16 protein-coding genes are annotated in these 18,627 nt (G+C 73.8%); 9 read left to right on the forward strand and 7 right to left on the reverse strand.

What is annotated here, in order from left to right:
* The first annotated feature begins 115 nt into the window (after positions 1 to 115).
* A complete protein-coding gene (locus tag ACZ3KJ_RS32050; protein ID WP_467532119.1) occupies positions 116 to 541 on the forward strand; it encodes an ATP-binding protein in 426 nt (141 codons plus the stop codon).
* Positions 542 to 831: 290 nt separating this feature from the next.
* Here the strand turns inward: ACZ3KJ_RS32050 and ACZ3KJ_RS32055 are convergent, their stop codons facing one another.
* Positions 832 to 2,058: a PP2C family protein-serine/threonine phosphatase gene (locus ACZ3KJ_RS32055; protein ID WP_467532120.1), complete on the reverse strand. Its 1,227-nt coding sequence runs from the start codon at positions 2,056 to 2,058 to the stop codon at positions 832 to 834.
* Positions 2,059 to 2,153: 95 nt separating this feature from the next.
* Complete coding sequence (locus ACZ3KJ_RS32060; RefSeq protein WP_467532121.1) at positions 2,154 to 2,912, reverse strand: IclR family transcriptional regulator; 759 nt, start codon at positions 2,910 to 2,912, stop codon at positions 2,154 to 2,156.
* Positions 2,913 to 3,103: 191 nt separating this feature from the next.
* On the opposite strand from ACZ3KJ_RS32060, the gene ACZ3KJ_RS32065 reads away from it, so the two are divergent.
* From ACZ3KJ_RS32065 to ACZ3KJ_RS32085, 5 genes are all read left to right on the forward strand, one after another.
* The gene (locus ACZ3KJ_RS32065) at positions 3,104 to 3,742 is read left to right on the forward strand and encodes a hypothetical protein (protein ID WP_467532123.1); all 639 of its coding nucleotides are present in this window, start codon (positions 3,104 to 3,106) and stop codon (positions 3,740 to 3,742) included.
* A 106-nt stretch (positions 3,743 to 3,848) separates the two neighbouring features.
* Positions 3,849 to 4,085: a ferredoxin gene (locus tag ACZ3KJ_RS32070; RefSeq protein WP_467532125.1), complete on the forward strand. Its 237-nt coding sequence runs from the start codon at positions 3,849 to 3,851 to the stop codon at positions 4,083 to 4,085.
* Positions 4,082 to 5,473, forward strand: coding sequence for an NAD(P)/FAD-dependent oxidoreductase (locus ACZ3KJ_RS32075; protein WP_467532127.1), 1,392 nt, complete (start codon positions 4,082 to 4,084; stop codon positions 5,471 to 5,473). The genes ACZ3KJ_RS32070 and ACZ3KJ_RS32075 overlap by 4 nt, the downstream gene beginning before the upstream one ends.
* A 24-nt stretch (positions 5,474 to 5,497) precedes the next feature.
* Positions 5,498 to 6,736, forward strand: coding sequence for a cytochrome P450 (locus ACZ3KJ_RS32080; RefSeq protein ID WP_467532129.1), 1,239 nt, complete (start codon positions 5,498 to 5,500; stop codon positions 6,734 to 6,736).
* A gap of 64 nt (positions 6,737 to 6,800) precedes the next feature.
* Positions 6,801 to 7,034 (forward strand): hypothetical protein, encoded by a 234-nt coding sequence (locus ACZ3KJ_RS32085; protein ID WP_467532131.1) that lies wholly within the window; start codon positions 6,801 to 6,803, stop codon positions 7,032 to 7,034.
* Between the two features lie 384 nt (positions 7,035 to 7,418).
* Here ACZ3KJ_RS32085 and ACZ3KJ_RS32090 read toward each other — a convergent pair whose 3' ends face one another.
* Positions 7,419 to 8,492, reverse strand: a complete 1,074-nt coding sequence (locus ACZ3KJ_RS32090; protein WP_467532133.1) for an alkene reductase — start codon at positions 8,490 to 8,492, stop codon at positions 7,419 to 7,421.
* Between the two features lie 292 nt (positions 8,493 to 8,784).
* Between ACZ3KJ_RS32090 and ACZ3KJ_RS32095 the strand changes: the two genes are divergently transcribed.
* Positions 8,785 to 9,243, forward strand: coding sequence for a MarR family winged helix-turn-helix transcriptional regulator (locus ACZ3KJ_RS32095; protein WP_467532247.1), 459 nt, complete (start codon positions 8,785 to 8,787; stop codon positions 9,241 to 9,243).
* A 212-nt stretch (positions 9,244 to 9,455) separates the two neighbouring features.
* Here the strand turns inward: ACZ3KJ_RS32095 and ACZ3KJ_RS32100 are convergent, their stop codons facing one another.
* Entirely contained in the window at positions 9,456 to 10,088 is a 633-nt protein-coding gene (locus ACZ3KJ_RS32100; protein WP_467532135.1) for a TetR/AcrR family transcriptional regulator, read from the reverse strand.
* Positions 10,089 to 10,260: 172 nt separating this feature from the next.
* Between ACZ3KJ_RS32100 and ACZ3KJ_RS32105 the strand changes: the two genes are divergently transcribed.
* Entirely contained in the window at positions 10,261 to 11,859 is a 1,599-nt protein-coding gene (locus tag ACZ3KJ_RS32105) for an MFS transporter (RefSeq protein ID WP_467532136.1), read from the forward strand.
* Positions 11,860 to 11,887: 28 nt separating this feature from the next.
* The gene (locus ACZ3KJ_RS32110) at positions 11,888 to 14,563 is read left to right on the forward strand and encodes a family 78 glycoside hydrolase catalytic domain (protein ID WP_467532138.1); all 2,676 of its coding nucleotides are present in this window, start codon (positions 11,888 to 11,890) and stop codon (positions 14,561 to 14,563) included.
* A gap of 139 nt (positions 14,564 to 14,702) precedes the next feature.
* Here ACZ3KJ_RS32110 and ACZ3KJ_RS32115 read toward each other — a convergent pair whose 3' ends face one another.
* From ACZ3KJ_RS32115 to ACZ3KJ_RS32125, 3 genes are all read right to left on the reverse strand, one after another.
* A complete protein-coding gene (locus ACZ3KJ_RS32115; protein ID WP_467532140.1) occupies positions 14,703 to 16,034 on the reverse strand; it encodes a DUF3500 domain-containing protein in 1,332 nt (443 codons plus the stop codon).
* A 279-nt stretch (positions 16,035 to 16,313) separates the two neighbouring features.
* A complete protein-coding gene (locus ACZ3KJ_RS32120; RefSeq protein ID WP_467532249.1) occupies positions 16,314 to 17,837 on the reverse strand; it encodes a sensor histidine kinase in 1,524 nt (507 codons plus the stop codon).
* Positions 17,838 to 17,839: 2 nt separating this feature from the next.
* Positions 17,840 to 18,565, reverse strand: a complete 726-nt coding sequence (locus ACZ3KJ_RS32125) for a response regulator transcription factor (RefSeq protein WP_401686058.1) — start codon at positions 18,563 to 18,565, stop codon at positions 17,840 to 17,842.
* Positions 18,566 to 18,627 lie beyond the last annotated feature (62 nt).

Below are 18,627 nucleotides of genomic sequence, written 5' to 3' on the forward strand. Positions count from 1 at the left end.
GCAATGGCGACCGCTGTTCATTGACCGCCTCCTTGTCACTCCCTACGGTGCATCGAGGCCCGGCACAGCGCGTCGAGGCCAGTTTCGGCCGACAGCTCTCACCGGAGGACGGCAGATGGCGGTAGAGCTCAACAGGATGACGCGGGAGGGCGTCGAGCACGTCTGGCGACTCCCGCCCGTCACCGGGGCGGTCTCGGCCGTACGGCAGCACGCGGGAGTGGTCCTCGCCCACTGGGACGTCTCCCCGGAGACGGCCGACGAAGCACTCCTGGTGGTGTCGGAGCTGCTCACCAACGCGCTCGTCCACGCCCTGCCCCCGGCGGAGCTGCGGCTGTCGTGGTTCCGCGGCGGCGGGCTCGGAACCCTGCTCATCGAGGTCACCGACGGGGGACCCGTACCTGCCGCCGGGTCGGCGTGCCCGGAGGTCGATCCGGACGAGCACGGCCGGGGCGAGACGATCGTCCACGCGCTGGCGACTCGGCACGGCATGCACGTCCACCCCGGTGGCGTCACCCGGTGGGCCGAACTCGTCTCGATGTGAGCGCGCGCCGCACCGGAGTGCGGCGGACCGGCCGCACTCCGGTGCGGCGTGCGCGGTCTGACCCTTCCGGCGTCCTTCGGGTGCGGCATGCGCGGAACGGGTCCTTCGGGTACGGCGTGCGCGGCACGAGTCCTTCGGGTGCGGTGTGCGCGTCCTTCGGGTGCGGTGTGCGCGGCCGACACTCCGGTGCCTGTCCCGTGCGGCATGCACGGCCCGACACTCCGGCGCCATTATCCGGTGCCTTCCGCTGCGGCATGCGCGGCCGGACGCACCTGCCGCTCAGCCGCCCGTCAGCGGTGCGGGCCTGCGACGGGGGCGGGGGCCCGGCCGGCGTCGGACGCCGACGCGGGGACGGCCCGTACCGACGCGGCGGGCTCCGGGAGGGGCGGCTTGCACAGGAGCAGCAGCGCAGCGTCGTCGTGCAGCCGGCCGCCCACGTGGGTCAGCAGTTCGTCGTGGAGCGCGGTGAGCGTGCGTGCCGGCTCGTCGGACACGTGGCGCGCCAGTCCTTCGGCGAGCGGGTAGAACGCACGGCCGTGGTCGCGGGCCTCGGTGACCCCGTCGGTGTAGAGCAGCAACTGCTCCCCGTCGGCGAAGGGCAGCACCTGGAGGGTGGGAACCTGTCCGGACAGGGCGCGCAGGCCCAGCGGCGGCGCCGGACGGGCGGACTCGACCGGTATGACGTCGCCGGAGGCGCGGACCAGCAGCGGAGGGGCGTGTCCGCAGTTCACCACCTCCAGCTCCCCTGCCCGCGGGTATCCGGCGACGACGGCGGTGACGAAGTCGTCGCTGCCCAGGTTGCGCGCCAGGCTCCGTTCGATCCTGCCGACGACGGCGAGGAGGTCGGGCTCGTCGTAGGCGGCCTCGCGGAAGACGCCCAGCACGAGCGCGGCGGTCCCCACCGCCGGCAGCCCCTTGCCGCGCACGTCGCCGACGATCAGTCGGACCCCGTACGGGGTGGGCACCAGCGCGTAGAGATCGCCGCCGATACGGGCCTCCGCCGCCGCGGCGCTGTAGCGGACGGCCACCCGGAACGGGCCGACCGTCTCGGGTACCGGGGTGAGGAGCGCGTGCTGGGCGGCCTCCGCGACGGAGCGGACGTCCGCGAGCACCCGCTCACGGCGGCCGCGCATCGTGCTGGCCAGGGCACTCGCCAGGGTGACGGCCACCACGGCGGACAGGACGGCCAGGACCTCCCGGCCCGGAACGGCGTGGACGGTTCCGTGCGTGCCGCTCAGCACCGCGGCGAGGAGACCGACGCAGAGCACTCCGCGGGGCCCGTTGGTGACGGCGGCCAGCGCCGGTCCGGCCGTGAGCAGGGGCAGCCAGATCATGCGCGCTCCGCCGACGAAGTCGACGAGCACGACGACGGAGATGATCAGAACGGGCAGCACGCGCGTGCCGGCGGCCAGCTGTGCGGCGCCCTTCCGCCACGCCCCCGCCCGGGGAGGGACCGCTCGGTCTCTGGACGGCCGTATCGGCCGGTGGGCGTCACCATGGTCTTGCGCCTGACTCATGTTCCGTCCGGGGTCCTCATCTGTACACGAGCACTGATATGTCGTACTTAATACAGGAAACGGGGTTCGGCCCGGGCGCCACAAGCGGTGGTTTTTCAGATAGTGAGCGACAGGCTCCTGGTCACACGGCTCGCCACGGGCAGCAGCCGGGCCCGGACCTCGTCGAGACGGGACAGCCGGTCCACCGGCAGGGAGACGCCGAGCGACCCGAGCGTGGTGCCGCTGTAGACGGGCACGGCCACGCAGACGGTGCCGAGGGCGTACTCCTCCATGTCCGTGACGGCCGGGGCCAGGGGGGAGAGGTCGAGCCGGCGGAGCAGTTCCGGAAGGCTGGTGACGGTCCGCGGGGTGAGGTCGGCGAGGTGGTGGCGCGAGAGGTACTCCGTGCGGGAGTCCTCGTCCATCTCGCGGAGGACGGCCTTGCCCAGCGCGGTGGCGTGCCCGGCGTCCTCGAACCCCACCCACAGGTCGACCCTGGGCGCCCGGGGGCCGTCGACGATCTCGGCGACCCGGATCTCGCCCTCCTCGTAGAAGGTGAGGTAGGCGGCGGTCGCCAGCTCGTCCCGGAGCGCGGCGAGCGTGGGGCGGACGCGGCTGAGCAGCGCCTGTCCGCGGCCGTTGCTGTGCAGCGCCTGGAGCTTGTCGCCCAGGACGAAGCCGCCGTCGTCCAGCTTGCGGATGTACCCGTCGTGCACCAGGGTCCGCAGCAGGTGGTAGGCGGTGGCCAGCGGCAGGCCCGTCTCCCGCGCCAGCTGTTTCGCCGGCGCGCCGTTCTCGTGCGCGCCCACGGCCTCCAGCAGGCGAAAGGCTCGCTGCACGGACGTGATGAGCGTCGGGCCCTCGTGAGCAGCCATACCCTCAGCCTGCGCCGGGCGGGCGGCCCAGGCAAGGTGCGCACCGCCTCACAGGGCCCCGCACGGCCCCCGCACGGCCCCCGCACGGGGCGGCCGGGCGGACGGAGGGCCCCGGGTGGCGCCCCGGTGGCGCGCGGTGCCGGATTGCTGCTGTCTGGACCAGAACGGTGCGGACAGGAGAGCGAGGGGCCATGAGGCAGAGACAGGAGCACCTCGGGACGCCCCGGGCCGTCGGGATCGCCGGAGTGGTGTTCGCGGTCCTGATGGCCACGGCGATCGTGCTGGTGCGCCTCGCCCTGCCCGCCGGGGCCGGCGCGGACGAGATCACCGTCGACGCCGGGCAGCGGAGCGCCGTGCGGACGGCGCTGGCGCTGCTCCCGTTCGCCGGGATCGCCTTCCTGTGGTTCATGGGCGCCCTGCGCGAGCAGGCCGGCGCCGGCGAGGACCGGTTCGTGGCCACGGTGTTCCTGGGCAGCGGCCTGGTCTTCGTCGCCACCCTGTTCGGCAGTGCCGCCGCGGCGGCGACCGTGCTCGACGAGAGCGGGCAGCACTCGCCGTTCGGCCGCCGCTACGCCTACGCCCTGCTGACCACGTACGCGATGCGGATGGCGGCGGTGTTCGTCCTCACCTCCTCGACCATCGGTCGCCGCCTCGGGATCTTCCCCCGCCCGCTGGTCGTCCTCAGCCTTCTCGCGGGTCTGACGCTGCTCGTGGCGGGTGCGGACCTGCCCTGGTCGGAGCTGGTCTTCCCGGGCTGGGCTCTGGTCGTCAGCCTGCACATCCTGTGGGGGCGGCGGCCCGCCGGCGCGCGGCGGCCGGGCCCCGGATGACGGGGGCGGCGTTCACTCCGACGGGCTCCCTCTCGTCGCCGCGTCCGCCGCGTCCGCCCACGATGGTCGCAGACGGTCGCAGGGGCCGTCGGAGAGGACCGGTCCCGTGGTCAGGATTGCCGTCGACTTGAACCGCTGCCAGGGGTACGCGCAGTGCGCGTTCCTGGCGCCCGACGTCTTCACCATGCACGGTGAGGAGGGACTGCTCTACCTCCCCGAGCCCGACGAGGCGCAGCGCGCGAAGGTGACGCAGGCGGCCACGGCCTGCCCCGTCCAGGCCATCCTCGTCGACGCGGTGGACGCGCCGGCCGAGACGGTGACCGGCGGGGGCGGTGCCCGGTGAACGCGGACGCGTCCCTGGAGAGCCTCCGGCGCGAGGGCCGCATCGTCGTCGTCGGCGCCTCGCTGGCGGGCCTGCGGGCCGCCGAGACGCTCCGCGCCAAGGGCTTCGCCGGATCCCTGACGATGATCGGTGACGAACCCTACGAGCCGTACGACCGGCCTCCGCTGTCCAAGCAGGTGCTGCTGGGCAGGGCGGCCGCCGACCGCACCGCGCTGCCCCGGCGCCGGGCCCTGGACGCGACGTGGCGGCTGGGCGTCGCGGCCACCGGCCTGGACATGGCCGCCCGCCGGGTGCGGCTGGCCGACGGCGACGAGGTGCCCTACGACCGGCTGCTGATCGCGACCGGCGTGCGGGCGCGCCCGTGGCCGCGGGAGGCCGAGGCGGAACTCGACGGGGTGTTCGTGCTGCGGACCCGGGACGACAGCGCGGCGCTCACCCGGCGGCTCGCCGACGGCCCCCGGCGGGTCCTCGTCATCGGCGCCGGGTTCACCGGCTCGGAGATCGCCTCCGCCTGCCGTGAGCGCGGCCTCGCCGTCACCGTCGCCGAGCGCGGCGCGGCGCCCCTGGTCGGCGCGCTCGGCGGGGTGGTCGGCGCGGTCGCCGCCGAGCTCCAGCGCGAGCACGGCGTCGACCTGCGGTGCGGGGTGATGGTGACCGCCCTGGAGGGCGACGCCTCGGGGCGGGTGCGTGCCGCCCACCTGTCGGACGGCTCCACCGTGGAGACGGACGTGGTGGTCGTCTCGCTCGGCGCCACCCGGAACACCGAGTGGCTCACCGGGTCCGGGCTGGGGGCGGGCCCCCGCGGCATCGCCTGCGACGCCGGCTGCCGCGCCTTCGACATCCGCGGCATAGTGACCGACGACATCTACGTCGCGGGGGACGTCGCGCGCTCCCCGCACCCCCTGTTCGGCTACCAGTTCCTCTCCCTGGAGCACTGGGGCAACGCCGTCGCCCAGGCGGAGATCGCGGCGCACAACATGCTCAGCGCGTCCTCCGACCGGCTCCCGCACATGTGGGTGCCGGCCTTCTGGTCGTCGCAGTTCGGCGTGAACATCAAGTCGGTGGGCGTGCCCACGCTGGGGACGGAGATCGTCGTCCCGCAGGGCTCGCTGGAGGCCCACCGGTTCCTCGGCGTCTACGGGTACCAGGGGCGCGTCATCGGCGCGGTCGCCTTCGACCATGCCCGGTGGCTGCCGTTCTACCAGGAGCTGATCGAGACGACGGCGCCGTTCCCGCCGTCGTTCCCCACGGTCGACCGGCACCCGGAAGGGCAGCGGCCGGTGGACGCCGACTTCCCCGACCCGTCGGTGCCCAGCCACGGCCCCACCGTGACGCTCAGCGGATACGCGCCCGCCGACCGCCGGCTGACGTTCACGCCCGCGCACTGACCCGCCCGGCCCCGAGGACCCGCCATGACGCCATCGCTGCTGCACCAGATCCTTGACCACGCGAACCGCGCCGATCCGTATCCGATCTACGAGGAGCTGCGGAAGACGCCGGTCCACCACGAGGAGGACGGGCCGTACGTCGTCAGCACCTACTACGAGATCCGCAGCCTGCTGCACGACCCGCGCATCAGCTCCGACGCCCGCAATCTCGCGTCGACCTCCCACGACCCGCTGGCCGAGTCGGTCCAGGAGGAGCAGAGCGCCCTGCCGCCCAGCTTCCTGCGGCTCGACCCGCCGGAACACGACCGGCTGCGGCGCATGACCAACCGGCCCTTCGGGCCGCCGCACTCCCCCCGCCGCGTCGACGGGATGCGCGCGGAGCTCCACGACATCGTCTCCGGTCTCATCGACGGCATCGGCGACCCCGGCCGGATCGACTTGGTGGAGCAGTTCTCCTACCCGTTCCCGGTGACGGTGATCTGCCGGCTGCTCGGGGTGCCGCGCGAGGACGAGGCTCGCTTCCACAGCTGGGCGGACACCATCGCCGCGAGCCTGGACCCCGACCCGGACGCGGATCCCACGCAGCGGGGCAAGGAGTCGCACGACGCCCGTATGCAGCTGGGCATGTACCTGTCCGGACTGATCGAGGAGCGCCGCAAGAAGCCCGGCGACGACATGCTCTCCCAGCTGGCCACGGCCGCGGGCCCGGACGGCACGATGACCACGATGGAGCTGCTCAGCACCGCGGCGCTGCTGCTGATCGCGGGCCATGAGACCACCGTCAACCTGGTCACCAACGGCATGCTGACGCTGCTGCGCAACCCCGGTGTCCTGGAGCGGCTGCGCGCGGATCCACAGCTCGCCGTGCCCGTGGTCGAGGAGCTGCTGCGCTTCGAGCCGCCGGTGCAGCTGGTGCCGCAGCGCACCACCCTCGCCGACATCGAGGTGCGCGGCGTGACCATCCCCAAGGGCGCCTCCCTGTGGCTGGTGCTGGCCTCCGGCAACCGCGACCCGCAGCGCTTCGAGCACCCGGACCGCTTCGACCCGGACCGCGGGGACATCCAGCACCTCGGCCTGGGCAGCGGCATCCACAGCTGCTTCGGCGCGCCGCTCGCCCGGCTGGAGGCCCAGTTCGCCCTGGCGGAGCTGGCCCGCAGACTGGAGAACCCCCGCCTGCTGGAGGACCCGCCGCCGTACCGGCAGAACGCCGTCCTGCGCGGGCCGCGGCACCTGCCCATCGCCTGCGACGGCATCCGGCCCTGACGGGGAGACACGGCGGGGCCGTGAGGGCGCGGGAGATGGGAGGCGTGAGACCGGTGCCCGCGCCGTGACCTTCCCGACCGCCGCCCCCGAGCGCTGGCCGCACGTCGGGACACGCTGCCTGTACCCCCTGTTACGGGCCGTCCCCCGGCTGGCGGTCGAGGCCGGCGCCGCCGCGCTGGCCGCCGGCCGCCACCGGGAGTCGGCCGCCACGGGCCGGGAGGCGGTGCGGCACTGCCGGGACTGCTGCGGTCGGCCGCGCCCCCGGCCGGGGCGCGCCCCCTGCTCGCCGCCTCCCTGACCCACCTCGGCATCGCGTACGTCCGGCTGAAGCGGTACGCGGAGGCGCTCCCCCACCAGGAGAAGGCCGCCGCGCTGTTCCGGGGACTGGTGGAGGACCGGCCGTTCCCGGTCCCCGGGACCCCCGAGACCCCCGAGGCCGCCGGAGCCGCCCGGGCCGCGGGGTCTGTCACGGGGCTCGGCGACGGCCTTCGGCTGCTCCTCGATCCGGCGGCCCTGGGGCAGCTCCCCTCGTAGGACCGGAGCGGCCCCGACCCGGACCAGGGCGTTCCCCGACCCGGACCGGAACGTCCTCGGCCCGGACACCGGTGCGGCCGGGCAGCCGCGCCGCTGTCCGGAGGGAAGAGCGGATGCCCACCCGGGCGGAAGGCACCCGCGGAGGGCGTCAGCCCAGGGTGGGGTAGTCGGTGTAGCCGCGGTGGTCGCCGCCGAAGGAGGTGGCGCGGTCGGGGGTGTTGAAGGGGCCGCCGGCGGCCAGGCGGGCGGGCAGGTCGGGGTTGGCGAGGAAGAGGGCGCCGTAGGCGATCAGGTCGGCGGTGCCGTCCTCGAGGAGCGCCAGGGCGTCGGGGCCGGTGGGCTCCGTGCCGGTGTAGGGATTGAGGAGGAAGGCGCCCGGCCACGCCTTGCGCAGCCGCACGACCAGGTCGCGGACGTCGGGGGCCTCCATCTGGTGCAGGTAGGCGAGGCCGAGCGGGGCGAGCGCGTCGACGAGGGTGGTATAGGTGGCCTCCATGTCCGCCCGGTCGCTCTCGTCGATGTCGTTGAAGGGGTTGCCGGGCGAGATGCGCAGGCCGACCCGCTCGGCGCCGATGGCCTCGGCGACGGCCCGTGCCGTCTCGACGGCGAACCGGACGCGCCGCTCGGGGCTGCCGCCGAAGGCGTCGGTGCGCCGGTTGGAGTTCGGCGCGAGGAACTGGTGGATGAGGTAGCCGTTGGCGCCGTGCAGCTCCACGCCGTCGAAGCCCGCCTCGATCGCGTTGCGCGCCGCGGTGGCGAAGTCGGCGATCGTCTCCTCGATCTCCGTCTCGGTCAGCGCGTGCGGGGTGACGAAGTCCCGCGGGCCCGCCTGCGTGTGGACCTGCCCCTTCGCCCGGACCGCGGAGGGGCCGACCGGGGTGAGGCCGGTCAGGCTCGGGTGGCCTATGCGTCCGGAGTGCATGAGCTGAAGGAAGATCGCGCCGCCCTCGGCGTGCACGGCGTCGGTGACCTTGCGCCAGGCGGTGATCTGCTCGGCGGAGTGGATGCCGGGGGTGTCCGGGTAGCCCTGGCCGATCGCCGACGGCTGGGTTCCCTCGGCGATGATCAGGCCGGCGCCGGCGCGCTGCGCGTAGTAGGCCGCCATCAGATCGGTCGGGCTCTGGCCGGGACCGTAGGCGCGGCCGCGGGTCATGGGAGCCATGACGACGCGGTTGGACAGACGGACGCCGCCGAGGTCGAAGGGGGTGAAGGCCGTGGTCATGAGTGGGTTCCTGTTCGGAGGAGAGAAGGTGTCCGGCGCCCCTAGGCGCCATTACTTGTCCGAACAGGTAAATACCTCGACGCATTCCTGCATCCGGGTCGCATGGATCACTTTGACCTCACACCTGCCGGAGACGTACCGGAAATCTCCTGACAAGACACACAACGCCGGGCGGCGGTAAGATCTCCCTGTCCGGTCAGTCATCTGCGCGAGAAGGCCCCGAAACGACGTGTCGAAGGAACCAGGCGCCACACCTCCCGCCACCCCCTCCGAGGAAGTGGCCCGTGCCGCGATGCCGCCCTCGGTCCGGGCGGGGGCCATGACCCACGCGATCTTCCGGGTGGCCCGCCTCCACCGGATGCTCGCCGGTCAGCTCCTGCGGCGCGTGGGTCTGCACCCCGGGCAGGAACTGGTCATGATGCAGCTGTGGGATCTCGGTCCACAGCGTCAGACCGACCTCGTGCGACTGCTCTGCTCGGACGCCGCCACCATGACCCGTACGGTCAGGCGACTGGAGAACGCGGGCTTCGTCCGCCGGCGCCCCTGCGAGAACGACCGGCGCGCCACCCTCGTCGAACCCACCGCCGCCAGCCTCGCGCTGCGCAAAGAGGTCGAACAGATCTGGGCGGAACTCGAGGACAGCGTCGTCGCCGACCTGGACGCGGACGAACAGGACGCGATCATCGGCGTTCTGGCACGCATCGAGGACCGTCTCGGCCGGGCGGCGGAACGGCACGCGCCGCTCGCCTGAGCCCGCGCGGCCCGGGCGCACGGCCCACGATCCCCCTCAGGCGTCCGATATCCGGCCCCGCAGCCGATCCCTACTCGTATACGGTCGCCCGGCGCGCATGCACACGACGGCCCCGTACCGCAGACGGCCCCGTACCGCAGACGGCCCCGTACCGCAGAGGCCCCGTACCGCAGACGGCCCCGGTGCCGCACGGGCACGGGGGCCGTCGCGTTTCACAGGCCGTGGCCGCCGGGGGTGATGGTGCGGGCGATGCGGTCGGCGTGCAGGCGTACCGCCCCCGCCAGGTCCAGGGCGCCCTTGGCGATGACCCACTGCAACTGGAGCCCGTCGCTGACCGCGATGCATTCGCGGGCGACGGCGGTGCAGTCGGTGTCCGCCAGCAGGGTGCCGCGGTCCACGCCGAGCCGGAGGTGGTGGGCGAGTTCCTCGACGGCGCGCTGGTAGCGCTCCGCGAAGAGGGTGTGGGCCGCGCTGGTCGGATCGGCGGCCTCGGCGGAGGTCAGCACGAACAGCTCGATGAGGCCGGGCTCGGCGACATGGCGTTCGGTGGCCCCCACCATGGCGCGCAGCACGTCGGGGCCGGTCGTCTCGTCGGGCAGGCGGGCCCACCATTCCGCCGCCGTGGTGAAGCGGTGCTCCATCACGGCCAGAAGCAGATGCTTCTTGCTGCGGAAGTGATGCAGCAGGCCGCCTTCGGTGATGCCGACGTCCTCGGCGATACGGGACAGCGCGGTGCGGTGGTAGCCCTCCTGGGCGAACCGCTCCGCGGCCGCCTCCACGATCCTCTGACGCCGGGCGATACCGACCGAGTAGCTGCCGCGCGGGGCTCGGGTTCTGCTGCTCATGGACCTCACCGTAGCCAGCCGGGAGTCGCCCGGAAGGACCGAGGGGGCACACCTGCGCGAAGTGCATGTGACATGGATCACCGGCCAAAAACCTAGTGCGCTAGGTTTTTGCTTCGCATCATCATCCGGACACCTCGGCGTAACGAAGCGCCGACCTCCCCCCGGAGCGATCATGAACACTTCGCCCGACCCGGCGCAGCCGCCGACGTCCGTCCTCCCGGCCGCCGGGACCGGCTCGGCCGGGACCGCCTCGGCCGGGACCGGCACGACCGAGACCGGCACGACCGAGACCGGCACGACCGGTACCGTCCCGGCTGGTACCGCGCCGTCCGGCGCCGACACCGCGCGGTGGAGCGCACCCGAACTGCGTCGGCTCGCCGCGCTGATCTGGCCCGGTCAGCTCCTGGTGGTGGCGGGGATCGTCGCCGCCAACGCCCAGCCGCAGATCGCCCAGCACTTCCACACCACGCAGATCGCCTGGTTCAGCCTGGCGTTCACGCTGGCCACCATCGCCGCGACCCCGTTCGCCGTGCGCCTCGGCGAGACGTACGGCAAGCGGCGCGTCATGCTCGTGCTGGCGGCGGCCGGACTGGTGGGCGACGTGATCACCGTCGTCGCCCCGACCTACCCGGTGATGGTCGCCGGCCGCGTCATCGGCGGCATGTACGGTCCGGTCGCCGTCCTGGTGCTGGCCGCGGTCCGCGACCTGTTCCCGCCGCGGAAGGTGGCCGTCGCCCTGGGCACCGTGGCCGGATCGGTCGGTGTGCTCAGCCTGATCACGCCCCTGCTGTCCGGCTGGCTCCTGGACGCCTTCGGCTGGCGCGGCGCCCTGTGGTTCCTGGTCGGCTCGACCGTGGCCGCCATGCTCCTGCTGCTGGCCGTGCCGGAGACCCCGCGCCGGGCCGCCGCCGGCAAGCTCGACTGGCCGGGCGCCGTGCTGCTCGGCGGCGGTCTGGCGCTCGTGGTCTTCGCCCTCGGGCAGGGCGGCGACTGGGGATGGTCCTCCACCGGGTTCCTCCTGGCACTGGCCGCCGGGGCGGTCGCGCTCGCCGCCTTCGCGGTCTGGGAGCTGAAGGTGACCACCCCGATCCTGGACCTGCGCATGCTCCGGCGCCGTCCGGTGGCCACCGTCCTCATCGGCTCCTCCGTGCCGCAGGCCGCCTTCTTCGCCTCGCAGTCCGTCCTGATCTTCCTCGCCCTGTTCCCGGCGATCCCCCACGTCTCCGACGGGCTGGGCTGGACCACGACCCACAACGCCGTCGTCGGCATCCCCGCCGGACTGATCACCTTCGCCGCGGGCGTCGGCGTCGGCCACGCGGTCCGCAAGGTCAGCCCCCGCACGGTCTGGTACCTCGGGCTCGTCCTGCTCGCCGGCGGCATGGCGCTGGCCGCCCTCTACCACCGTGACGCCACCCAGATCGTGCTCACCGGCGTGGTGATGGGGCTGGGCGGCGGCATCCTGATGTCCGGCCAGCAGGCCATGATCGTCTCGGTGGTCTCGCCCGAGGAGCAGGCGGCGGCGAACGGCATGTCCTCGCTGCTGACCCAGGTCTTCCTGACCCTGACCAGCCAGATGCTGTACACGGTGCTCGCGGCCGACGCCACCGTGGTGCAGGGCACGGCCTTCTACCAGGACCAGGCCTACACCAACGCCTACCTCGCCATGGCCGCCGTCGTCGGCCTCGGCCTGCTGGTCTCCCTCGCCATCCCCCGGCTGCGCCGCCCCACCGGAGAGGCCGTCTCCGCAGAAGCAGCCCCGGCCACCGCCTGACCCCCACACCGGACCGGAAGGAACGACCGTGCCCTCGCCCCGTCCCACTCGCCTGCGGGTGGAACACCTCAGCCGCCCCCTCGGTACGCACGTGCGCAGGCCCCGCCTGTCGTGGCGGCTGCCACAGGGCGCCACCCGCCAGCTCGCCTACCGCGTCCGGGCGGGCGACTGGGACTCGGGGCGGGTCGCCTCCCCGGACACCGCCTTCGTCCGCTACGGCGGTCCGGCGCCGGCCTCCGCCACCCGCACCGACTGGCAGGTGAAGGTGTGGACCGACCTGGGCGAGAGCGACTGGTCGGAGCCGTCGTGGTGGGAGACCGGTCTGCTGGAGCCGGACGACTGGCGGGCGCGCTGGATCGAGCCCGTGGAGACGGCGCCCGCCCCGGCCGGCCGGCGCCCGGCCCACCTCTTCCGCCACGGCTTCGCGCTCCCCGGCGCGGTGCGCTCCGCCCGCCTCTACGCCACCGCCCACGGCGTCTACGAGCTGTTCCTCAACGGCCACCGCGTCGGCGACGACGAGCTCACCCCCGGCTTCACCGCCTACCGCTCCCGCCTCCAGGTGCAGACGTACGACGTGACCGGCCTGCTCACCGCCGGCGGCAACGCGCTCGGGGCCGTGCTGTCCGACGGCTGGTTCCGCGGCCGGCACGGCTTCCTCCGCGAGGCGGACGGCTTCGGGACGCGCACCGCCCTGCTCGCCCAGCTCGTGGTGACGCACACCGACGGCACCACCACGACGCTCGGCACCGGCCCCGACTGGCGCACCGCCGAGAGCGCCGTCACCGCCGACCTGATGGACGGCCAGTGCACCGACCTGCGCGCGCACGAGCCGCGCTGGAGCGCACCGGACTTCGACGACAGCCTCTGGGACAAGGCGCGGGGCGCCGACGGCGGGCTGTACGCAGACTTCACCCGCCTGACGGGCCCCACCGCGCCGCCGGTGCGCCGGGTCGAGGAGATCCGGCCGGTCTCGGTGACCGAGCTGCGCCCCGGGCACCACGTGGTGGACCTGGGCCAGAACATCAACGGCTGGGTCCGGCTGACCTGCCTCGGCCCGGCCGGCACCGCCCTCACCCTGACGCACGGCGAGGCCCTCGACGAAGACGGCGACGTCACCACCCACAACATCCGCGCCTTCGACTTCGCCACCCACCGCCCCCTCCCGGCCGGACAGGTCGACACCGTCGTCTCCGCCGGCCGCCCGGACGAGGTGTTCGAGCCCCGCCACACCACCCACGGCTTCCGCTACGTCCGCGTCGAGGGCCACCCCGGCCCGCTGACCGCCGACGACGTCACCGGCGTCGTCGTCCACAGCGACCTGACCCGCACCGGCTGGTTCTCCAGCAGCGACGAACGCGTCGACCGGCTGCACGAGGCGGCCCTGTGGAGCCTGCGCGGCAACGTCTGCGACGTGCCCACGGACTGCCCGCAGCGCGAGCGCGCCGCCTGGACCGGCGACTGGCAGGTGTTCGTGCCGACCGCCGCCTTCCTGTACGACGTCGCCGGATTCACCGCGAAGTGGCTGCGCGACCTGGCCGCCGACCAGTGGGCCGACGGCCGGGTGCCCAACTACGTGCCCGACCCCGCCGACGAGGCCACCCGCCGCGCCTCCTTCGAGGGGGGTACCACCGGATCGGCCGGCTGGGGCGACGCCGCCGTCATCGTCCCGTGGGAGATCTACCGCGCCTACGGCGACCTGGACGTGCTGCGCGAGCAGTACCCGTCCATGCGCGCCTGGGTCGACTACGCCGCCGGGCAGGCCGCGACCCGCCGCCACCCCGACCGGGCCGCCTCGCGCCCGCGGCCGGCGCCGCACGAGGAGTTCCTGTGGGACACCGGCTTCCACTTCGGTGAATGGCTCGAACCCGGCGTCGCCCCGGACCTGGACCCCTCACGCGACCGCGGCGACGTGGCCACCGCCTACCTGCACCGCTCGGCCGGCCTGCTCGCCCGCACCGCCGCCCTCCTCGGCCACCGGGAGGACGAGGCCCGCTACCGGCGCCTCGCCGAGGGCGCCCGCACCGCCTGGCAGCGCGAGTACGTCACCGCCGACGGCCGGGTCACCCCCGACACCCAGGCCGGCCTCGTCCGCGCCCTCGCCTTCGGTCTGCTCCCCGAGGAGCTGCGCGCGCCCGTGGCGGACCGGCTCGCCGCGCTGGTCCGCGCCGCCGGCACCCACCTGACCACCGGTTTCCTCAGCACCGGGCTGCTGCTGCCGGTGCTCGCCGACCACGGCCATCTCGGCCTCGCCTACGAGCTGCTCCTCCAGGACTCCTCCCCCTCCTGGCTCGCCATGATCGACCGCGGGGCGACCACCATCTGGGAGGACTGGCAGGGCACCGACGAGCAGGGGCGCCCCAAGATGTCGTACAACCACTACAGCAAGGGGGCGGTGATCTCCTTCCTGCACCAGTACGTCGCCGGCATCCGCCTGCCGGACGCCCCCAGCGCGGACGCCGCCGGATACCGCCGGTTCGTCATCGCCCCGCGGCCGGGCGGCGGGCTCACCTCGGCGGCGGCCCGCCACGACTGCCCGCACGGCACGGTCCGCTCGGAGTGGCAGCGCCACGGCGACCGCTTCACGCTCACCGTGCAGATCCCGCCGGGCACGGAGGCCGAGGTCCACGTACCCGGCTCCGGGCTGGTCACCGCAGGTCCCGGCCTGCACACCTTCACCGGCGCCCTCGCGGCGGACGCCTGCTAGGCCCGCCCGCGCGCACGGGGACCGTGCGCACCACGCGTACGACGGCTGCTCCCCGGACCGGGTTCCCGGTCCGGGGAGCAGCCGTCGTCAGAGGTCGCCGGGCGTGGCGCACCGCCGCCCGCCGCCCGCCGTCAGCCGGTCACCGGTGGTGCGGCGAGGTCAGGTAGTGCTGCCGCAGCAGCTCCCTGCCGTAGTCGTTGCCGTTCGGGGTGCGGATGATGGAGTGGACGTGCTTCTGGGTCGCTCCGTCGCCCTGCTGCGCGCCGTAGGCGCCGGCCAGCGGGCCCGGGGCCTGGCAGTCGACCTCCACCCAGACGACGGGGCTGTGGACGCGGACGTAGAAGGCGTCGTCGTCGCCGGTGCCCCCGGCCCAGGTGACGTAGGTGTCGTCGAGGTACTTGCGGACCTCCGCCATCCTCACCTTGGCCGCGTCGGCCTTGGCGCGTCCGACGAAGGCCTCGACGATGCCCAGGAGCTTGGTCTTCTGGGCGGCGTCGAGGGTGTTGCAGCGCAGACCCGTGTACTCCTGCACCGCGTTGTCGGAGAAGGCGCCCGCCTTCATCGACTCGTTCGACTTGGTCGAGGACTCGATGGCGACCGCCTGCTGCGCCGTGGTGAGGGAGTTGATGAAGGCGAGGCCGGCGACGACCTCCTCGTGGCACACGGTGACGGTCTCGCCGTCGATCTCCATCGAGGTCGGCTCGGAGCCCCAGAAGCAGGGGCTCATGACGACCTGGTCGCCGAGGACGAAGTAGTTCACGACCAGGTGGTGGCCGTCGAACTGGAAGCCCCAGGGCTCGCTGTCCGACGGGGTGCCCATCACGGTCCAGTAGTAGGCGTCCTCGTTGAACGAGTTCGTGTTGCCGATCGCCTCGCCGGCCGCCTGGTTGATCTTGCGGATCTTCTCCGTGGTCTCCAGGCCGTCGGCGCTCAGCGCGGCCTCGAGGAGAGCCGTGCCCAGCGCCTTCTGGGTGTCGGTCAGGTCGGCGAGGGAGACGCCCTGGCGTTCGTAGGAGTCGACGTTGCTCCACATCCGCCACTCGGTGGAGTGGACGGTGAACTGGGTGGAGGTCTTCTGGTCGTCGGTGAGGCCGGCCAGGAAGGCGTTCGCGGCGGTGATGACCGGGGCGGTGTCGACGCCGGTGGAGTGGATGGTGAAGAGGTCGTCGATCCGCTTGCCGTCGGTCGTCAGGCCGAAGAAGTCCTCGGTGATCGTCATGTTGCCGGGGCCGCCCGCACCGCCGCCCGGGCCGCCGCTGGGGGCGCCGCTCGGGACCGCGCTCGCGGTGGCGTCGGTGGTGTCGTCGGCGAGCGCCGCCCAGGCTCCCGCGCCGCCCATCGTCGCGACCGCGGTGGCGCCGGAGGCGAAGAAGACCTTGCGCATGAAGTTGCGGCGGCTCGCGTGGGCGGGCCGCCCGGCCTCCGGCCCGGTCTCTCGTGCCGCGGCGTCCCCGGTGTCGAGCTCGGTCATCGTCGCCGGCTCCCTTCGTCCATGGGCCCACCCGGTGTGGGCTCCCTGGCGGATCACCCTGCTGCACCGAACTGAGTCCCCGCTGAACCACGTGCGGCGCGGGGCCGGAAAAGGGCGCACGACGACCCTGCGCGACCCCACTGACCTGGGATTATGTGGAGGTGCTGAGGATTTGCGGGCCGCGCGCCGGCCCGGGGGGCGAAGGTGGACGCAGGGGGCGAACGCTGTGCGGGCCGTACGCCAACGGGCCGTGCCAGGCTCAACGGGCCGTACGCGGACTCAAGGGGCCGAGACCGGCGTCGCGGGTGCCGGGGAGGCCGGCGGGACGCGGGGCGGCGCGGGGGTGCGGGGCAGCGTGACGGCGAACTCCGTCCGCCCCGGCTCGCTCTCGACGTCGATGCGCCCTGCGTGCGCCTGAGCGATCGCCGCGGCGATGGCCAGGCCCAGTCCGCTCCCGCCTCCCTGGCCGGTGGCACGGGAGCGGGAGGCGTCCGCGCGGGTGAAGCGTTCGAACACGGACGGCAGGAGGGCGGGCGGGATGCCGGGGCCGTCGTCGCGCACCCGGATCGCGCAGTGCGTGTCCGTCGCCTCGACGGCGACGGTGACGGTCGTGCCGGGCGGGGTGTGCGCTCGGGCGTTGGCCAGCAGGTTGGCCACGACCTGGTGGAGCCTGGCCGCGTCGCCGGTCACGGTGGCCGGCTCGTCGAGGCGCAGCGCCAGCTCCCAGACGTGGTCGCCGCCGGCGGCCTGTGCGTCCCACACGGCCTCGGCGACCAGGGTCGTGAGGTTGACCTCGGCCTTCTCCAGGGGCCGTCCCTCGTCGAGCCGGGCGAGCAGCAGCAGGTCCTCGACGAGGCCGGTCATCCGCGTCGACTGGGCGGAGATCCGGCGCCACACCACGTGCGGTTCGACCTGCGCGGCGCCGCGGTCCATCAGCTCGGCGTACCCGGCGATGGAGGCGAGGGGGGTGCGCAGTTCGTGGCTGGCGTCGGCGAGGAAGCGGCGCATGCGGTCCTCGCTGCGCTGGCGCTCGGACAGGGAGGACTCGACGCGGTCGATGAGGTGGTTGAGCGCGGCGCCCACGCGTCCGGCCTCGGTACGGCTGTCGGTGTCCGCGGCGGCGACACGGGTGAGGTGGGTGATCTCGCCGCGGCTGAGCGGGGCGCTGGCGACCTCGACGGCGGTGGCGGCGACCCGGCCGAGCGGGCGCAGCTGGCGGCGTATGCCCACCGCGCAGACGCAGGCCGCGCCGGTCAGTCCGGCGGAGGCGATCACCGCCTCGGTGACGACGAGGGAGTTCAGCGTGTCCTGGACGCCGTCCATGGGGAGTCCGGCCACCAGGGAGGCCGTGTCGTCGTCGACGGCGATCAGCCGGTAGGTGCCGAGGCCGGGGATCGTGCGGGTGTGCGGCGAGCCGTCGGCGGGCAGCCCGGCCAGGGCGTCGCGCTGGGCGGCGGTCAGGGCCGTGCGGCGGCCGTCCGGGGTCACCACCTCGGCGGCGGTGACCTCGCCGTCGGCGACCCGGGCCGCGACGGTGCCGGTGCGGTGGCCGCGCTCGTTGAGGAAGCCGAGGTCGGAGGCGTCTCCCCCGCCGTGCTGGACCCAGCCCTGCATGCGCGCCACCGCCTCGTGCACGCGCGCGTCCATGTCCCCGACGAGCTGGTGGCGCTGGACCAGTGCCGTGGCCACCGCCATGGCGGTGCACACGACCACCAGGGTCGAGGTGGTGAAGAGGACCAGGCGCGTGCGCAGGGACAGTCCGCGCAGGCCGGCGGCGACGGGCAGGCCACGCGCCGGGCGCAGCCTCACGCGCCGTCCCCCGCCGCCCGGATGACGTAGCCGGCGCCGCGCACGGTGTGGATCATCGGGGCCCGCCCCTTGTCGATCTTCCCGCGCAGACCGTAGACGTAGACCTCGACGAGGTTGCCCTCCTTGTCGAAGGAGCTGTTCCAGACGTGGTCGAGGATCTGGGCCTTGCTGAGGACCTGGCGCGGGTGGCTCATCAGGAAGCGGAGCAGGTCGAACTCCTTGGCGGTCAGCGAGACGGGTGTCCCGCCGCGCTGCACCTGGCGGGTCTTCTCGGCGAGTACGAGGTCGCCGAGGACCCGCACCGGTTCGTCCGCCGCCGTCTCCTCCACGCCGGAGCGGCGCAGCAGTCCGCGCAGCCGCAGCATGACCTCCTCCAGGGAGAAGGGTTTGGTCACGTAGTCGTCGGCGCCCGCGGACAGCGCGTCGATGCGGTGTTCCAGGGCGTCGCGGGCGGTGAGCATGAGGACGGGCAGCCGGGCGTTCTCGTACCGCAGGCGCCGCAGGACCTGCACGCCGTCGAGGTCGGGCAGCATCCAGTCGAGGACGACGGCGTGCGGGGCGCAGCCGCGCGCGAGGGTGAGCGCGCTGTGTCCGTCCTCCGCGCGGAAGGGCCGCCAGCCCGCTTCGGTGACCGCCCAGGAGAGCAACTCGGTGAGTTCGGGCTCGTCGTCGACGATGAGCACACGGACCGCGTCCTCGCGGGCCCCGCAGACAGCAGACATGTGCCGATCATGGCGGGACCCGCTGGGAGACGCCTGTGCGCGGCCTGGGGCCGGGCCATGAG

The organism is Streptomyces sp. NPDC003248, from assembly GCF_055563235.1.

What these genes read in the sequence shown, in the direction of transcription:
- ACZ3KJ_RS32050 (WP_467532119.1), top strand. Translation starts at nt 116, where the DNA reads ATGGCGGTAGAGCTCAACAGGATGACGCGGGAGGGCGTCGAGCACGTC.
- ACZ3KJ_RS32055 (WP_467532120.1), bottom strand. Translation starts at nt 2,058, where the DNA reads ATGAGTCAGGCGCAAGACCATGGTGACGCCCACCGGCCGATACGGCCG.
- ACZ3KJ_RS32060 (WP_467532121.1), bottom strand. Translation starts at nt 2,912, where the DNA reads ATGGCTGCTCACGAGGGCCCGACGCTCATCACGTCCGTGCAGCGAGCC.
- ACZ3KJ_RS32065 (WP_467532123.1), top strand. Translation starts at nt 3,104, where the DNA reads ATGAGGCAGAGACAGGAGCACCTCGGGACGCCCCGGGCCGTCGGGATC.
- ACZ3KJ_RS32080 (WP_467532129.1), top strand. Translation starts at nt 5,498, where the DNA reads ATGACGCCATCGCTGCTGCACCAGATCCTTGACCACGCGAACCGCGCC.
- ACZ3KJ_RS32090 (WP_467532133.1), bottom strand. Translation starts at nt 8,492, where the DNA reads ATGACCACGGCCTTCACCCCCTTCGACCTCGGCGGCGTCCGTCTGTCC.
- ACZ3KJ_RS32095 (WP_467532247.1), top strand. Translation starts at nt 8,785, where the DNA reads ATGCCGCCCTCGGTCCGGGCGGGGGCCATGACCCACGCGATCTTCCGG.
- ACZ3KJ_RS32100 (WP_467532135.1), bottom strand. Translation starts at nt 10,088, where the DNA reads ATGAGCAGCAGAACCCGAGCCCCGCGCGGCAGCTACTCGGTCGGTATC.
- ACZ3KJ_RS32105 (WP_467532136.1), top strand. Translation starts at nt 10,261, where the DNA reads ATGAACACTTCGCCCGACCCGGCGCAGCCGCCGACGTCCGTCCTCCCG.
- ACZ3KJ_RS32115 (WP_467532140.1), bottom strand. Translation starts at nt 16,034, where the DNA reads ATGACCGAGCTCGACACCGGGGACGCCGCGGCACGAGAGACCGGGCCG.
- ACZ3KJ_RS32125 (WP_401686058.1), bottom strand. Translation starts at nt 18,565, where the DNA reads ATGTCTGCTGTCTGCGGGGCCCGCGAGGACGCGGTCCGTGTGCTCATC.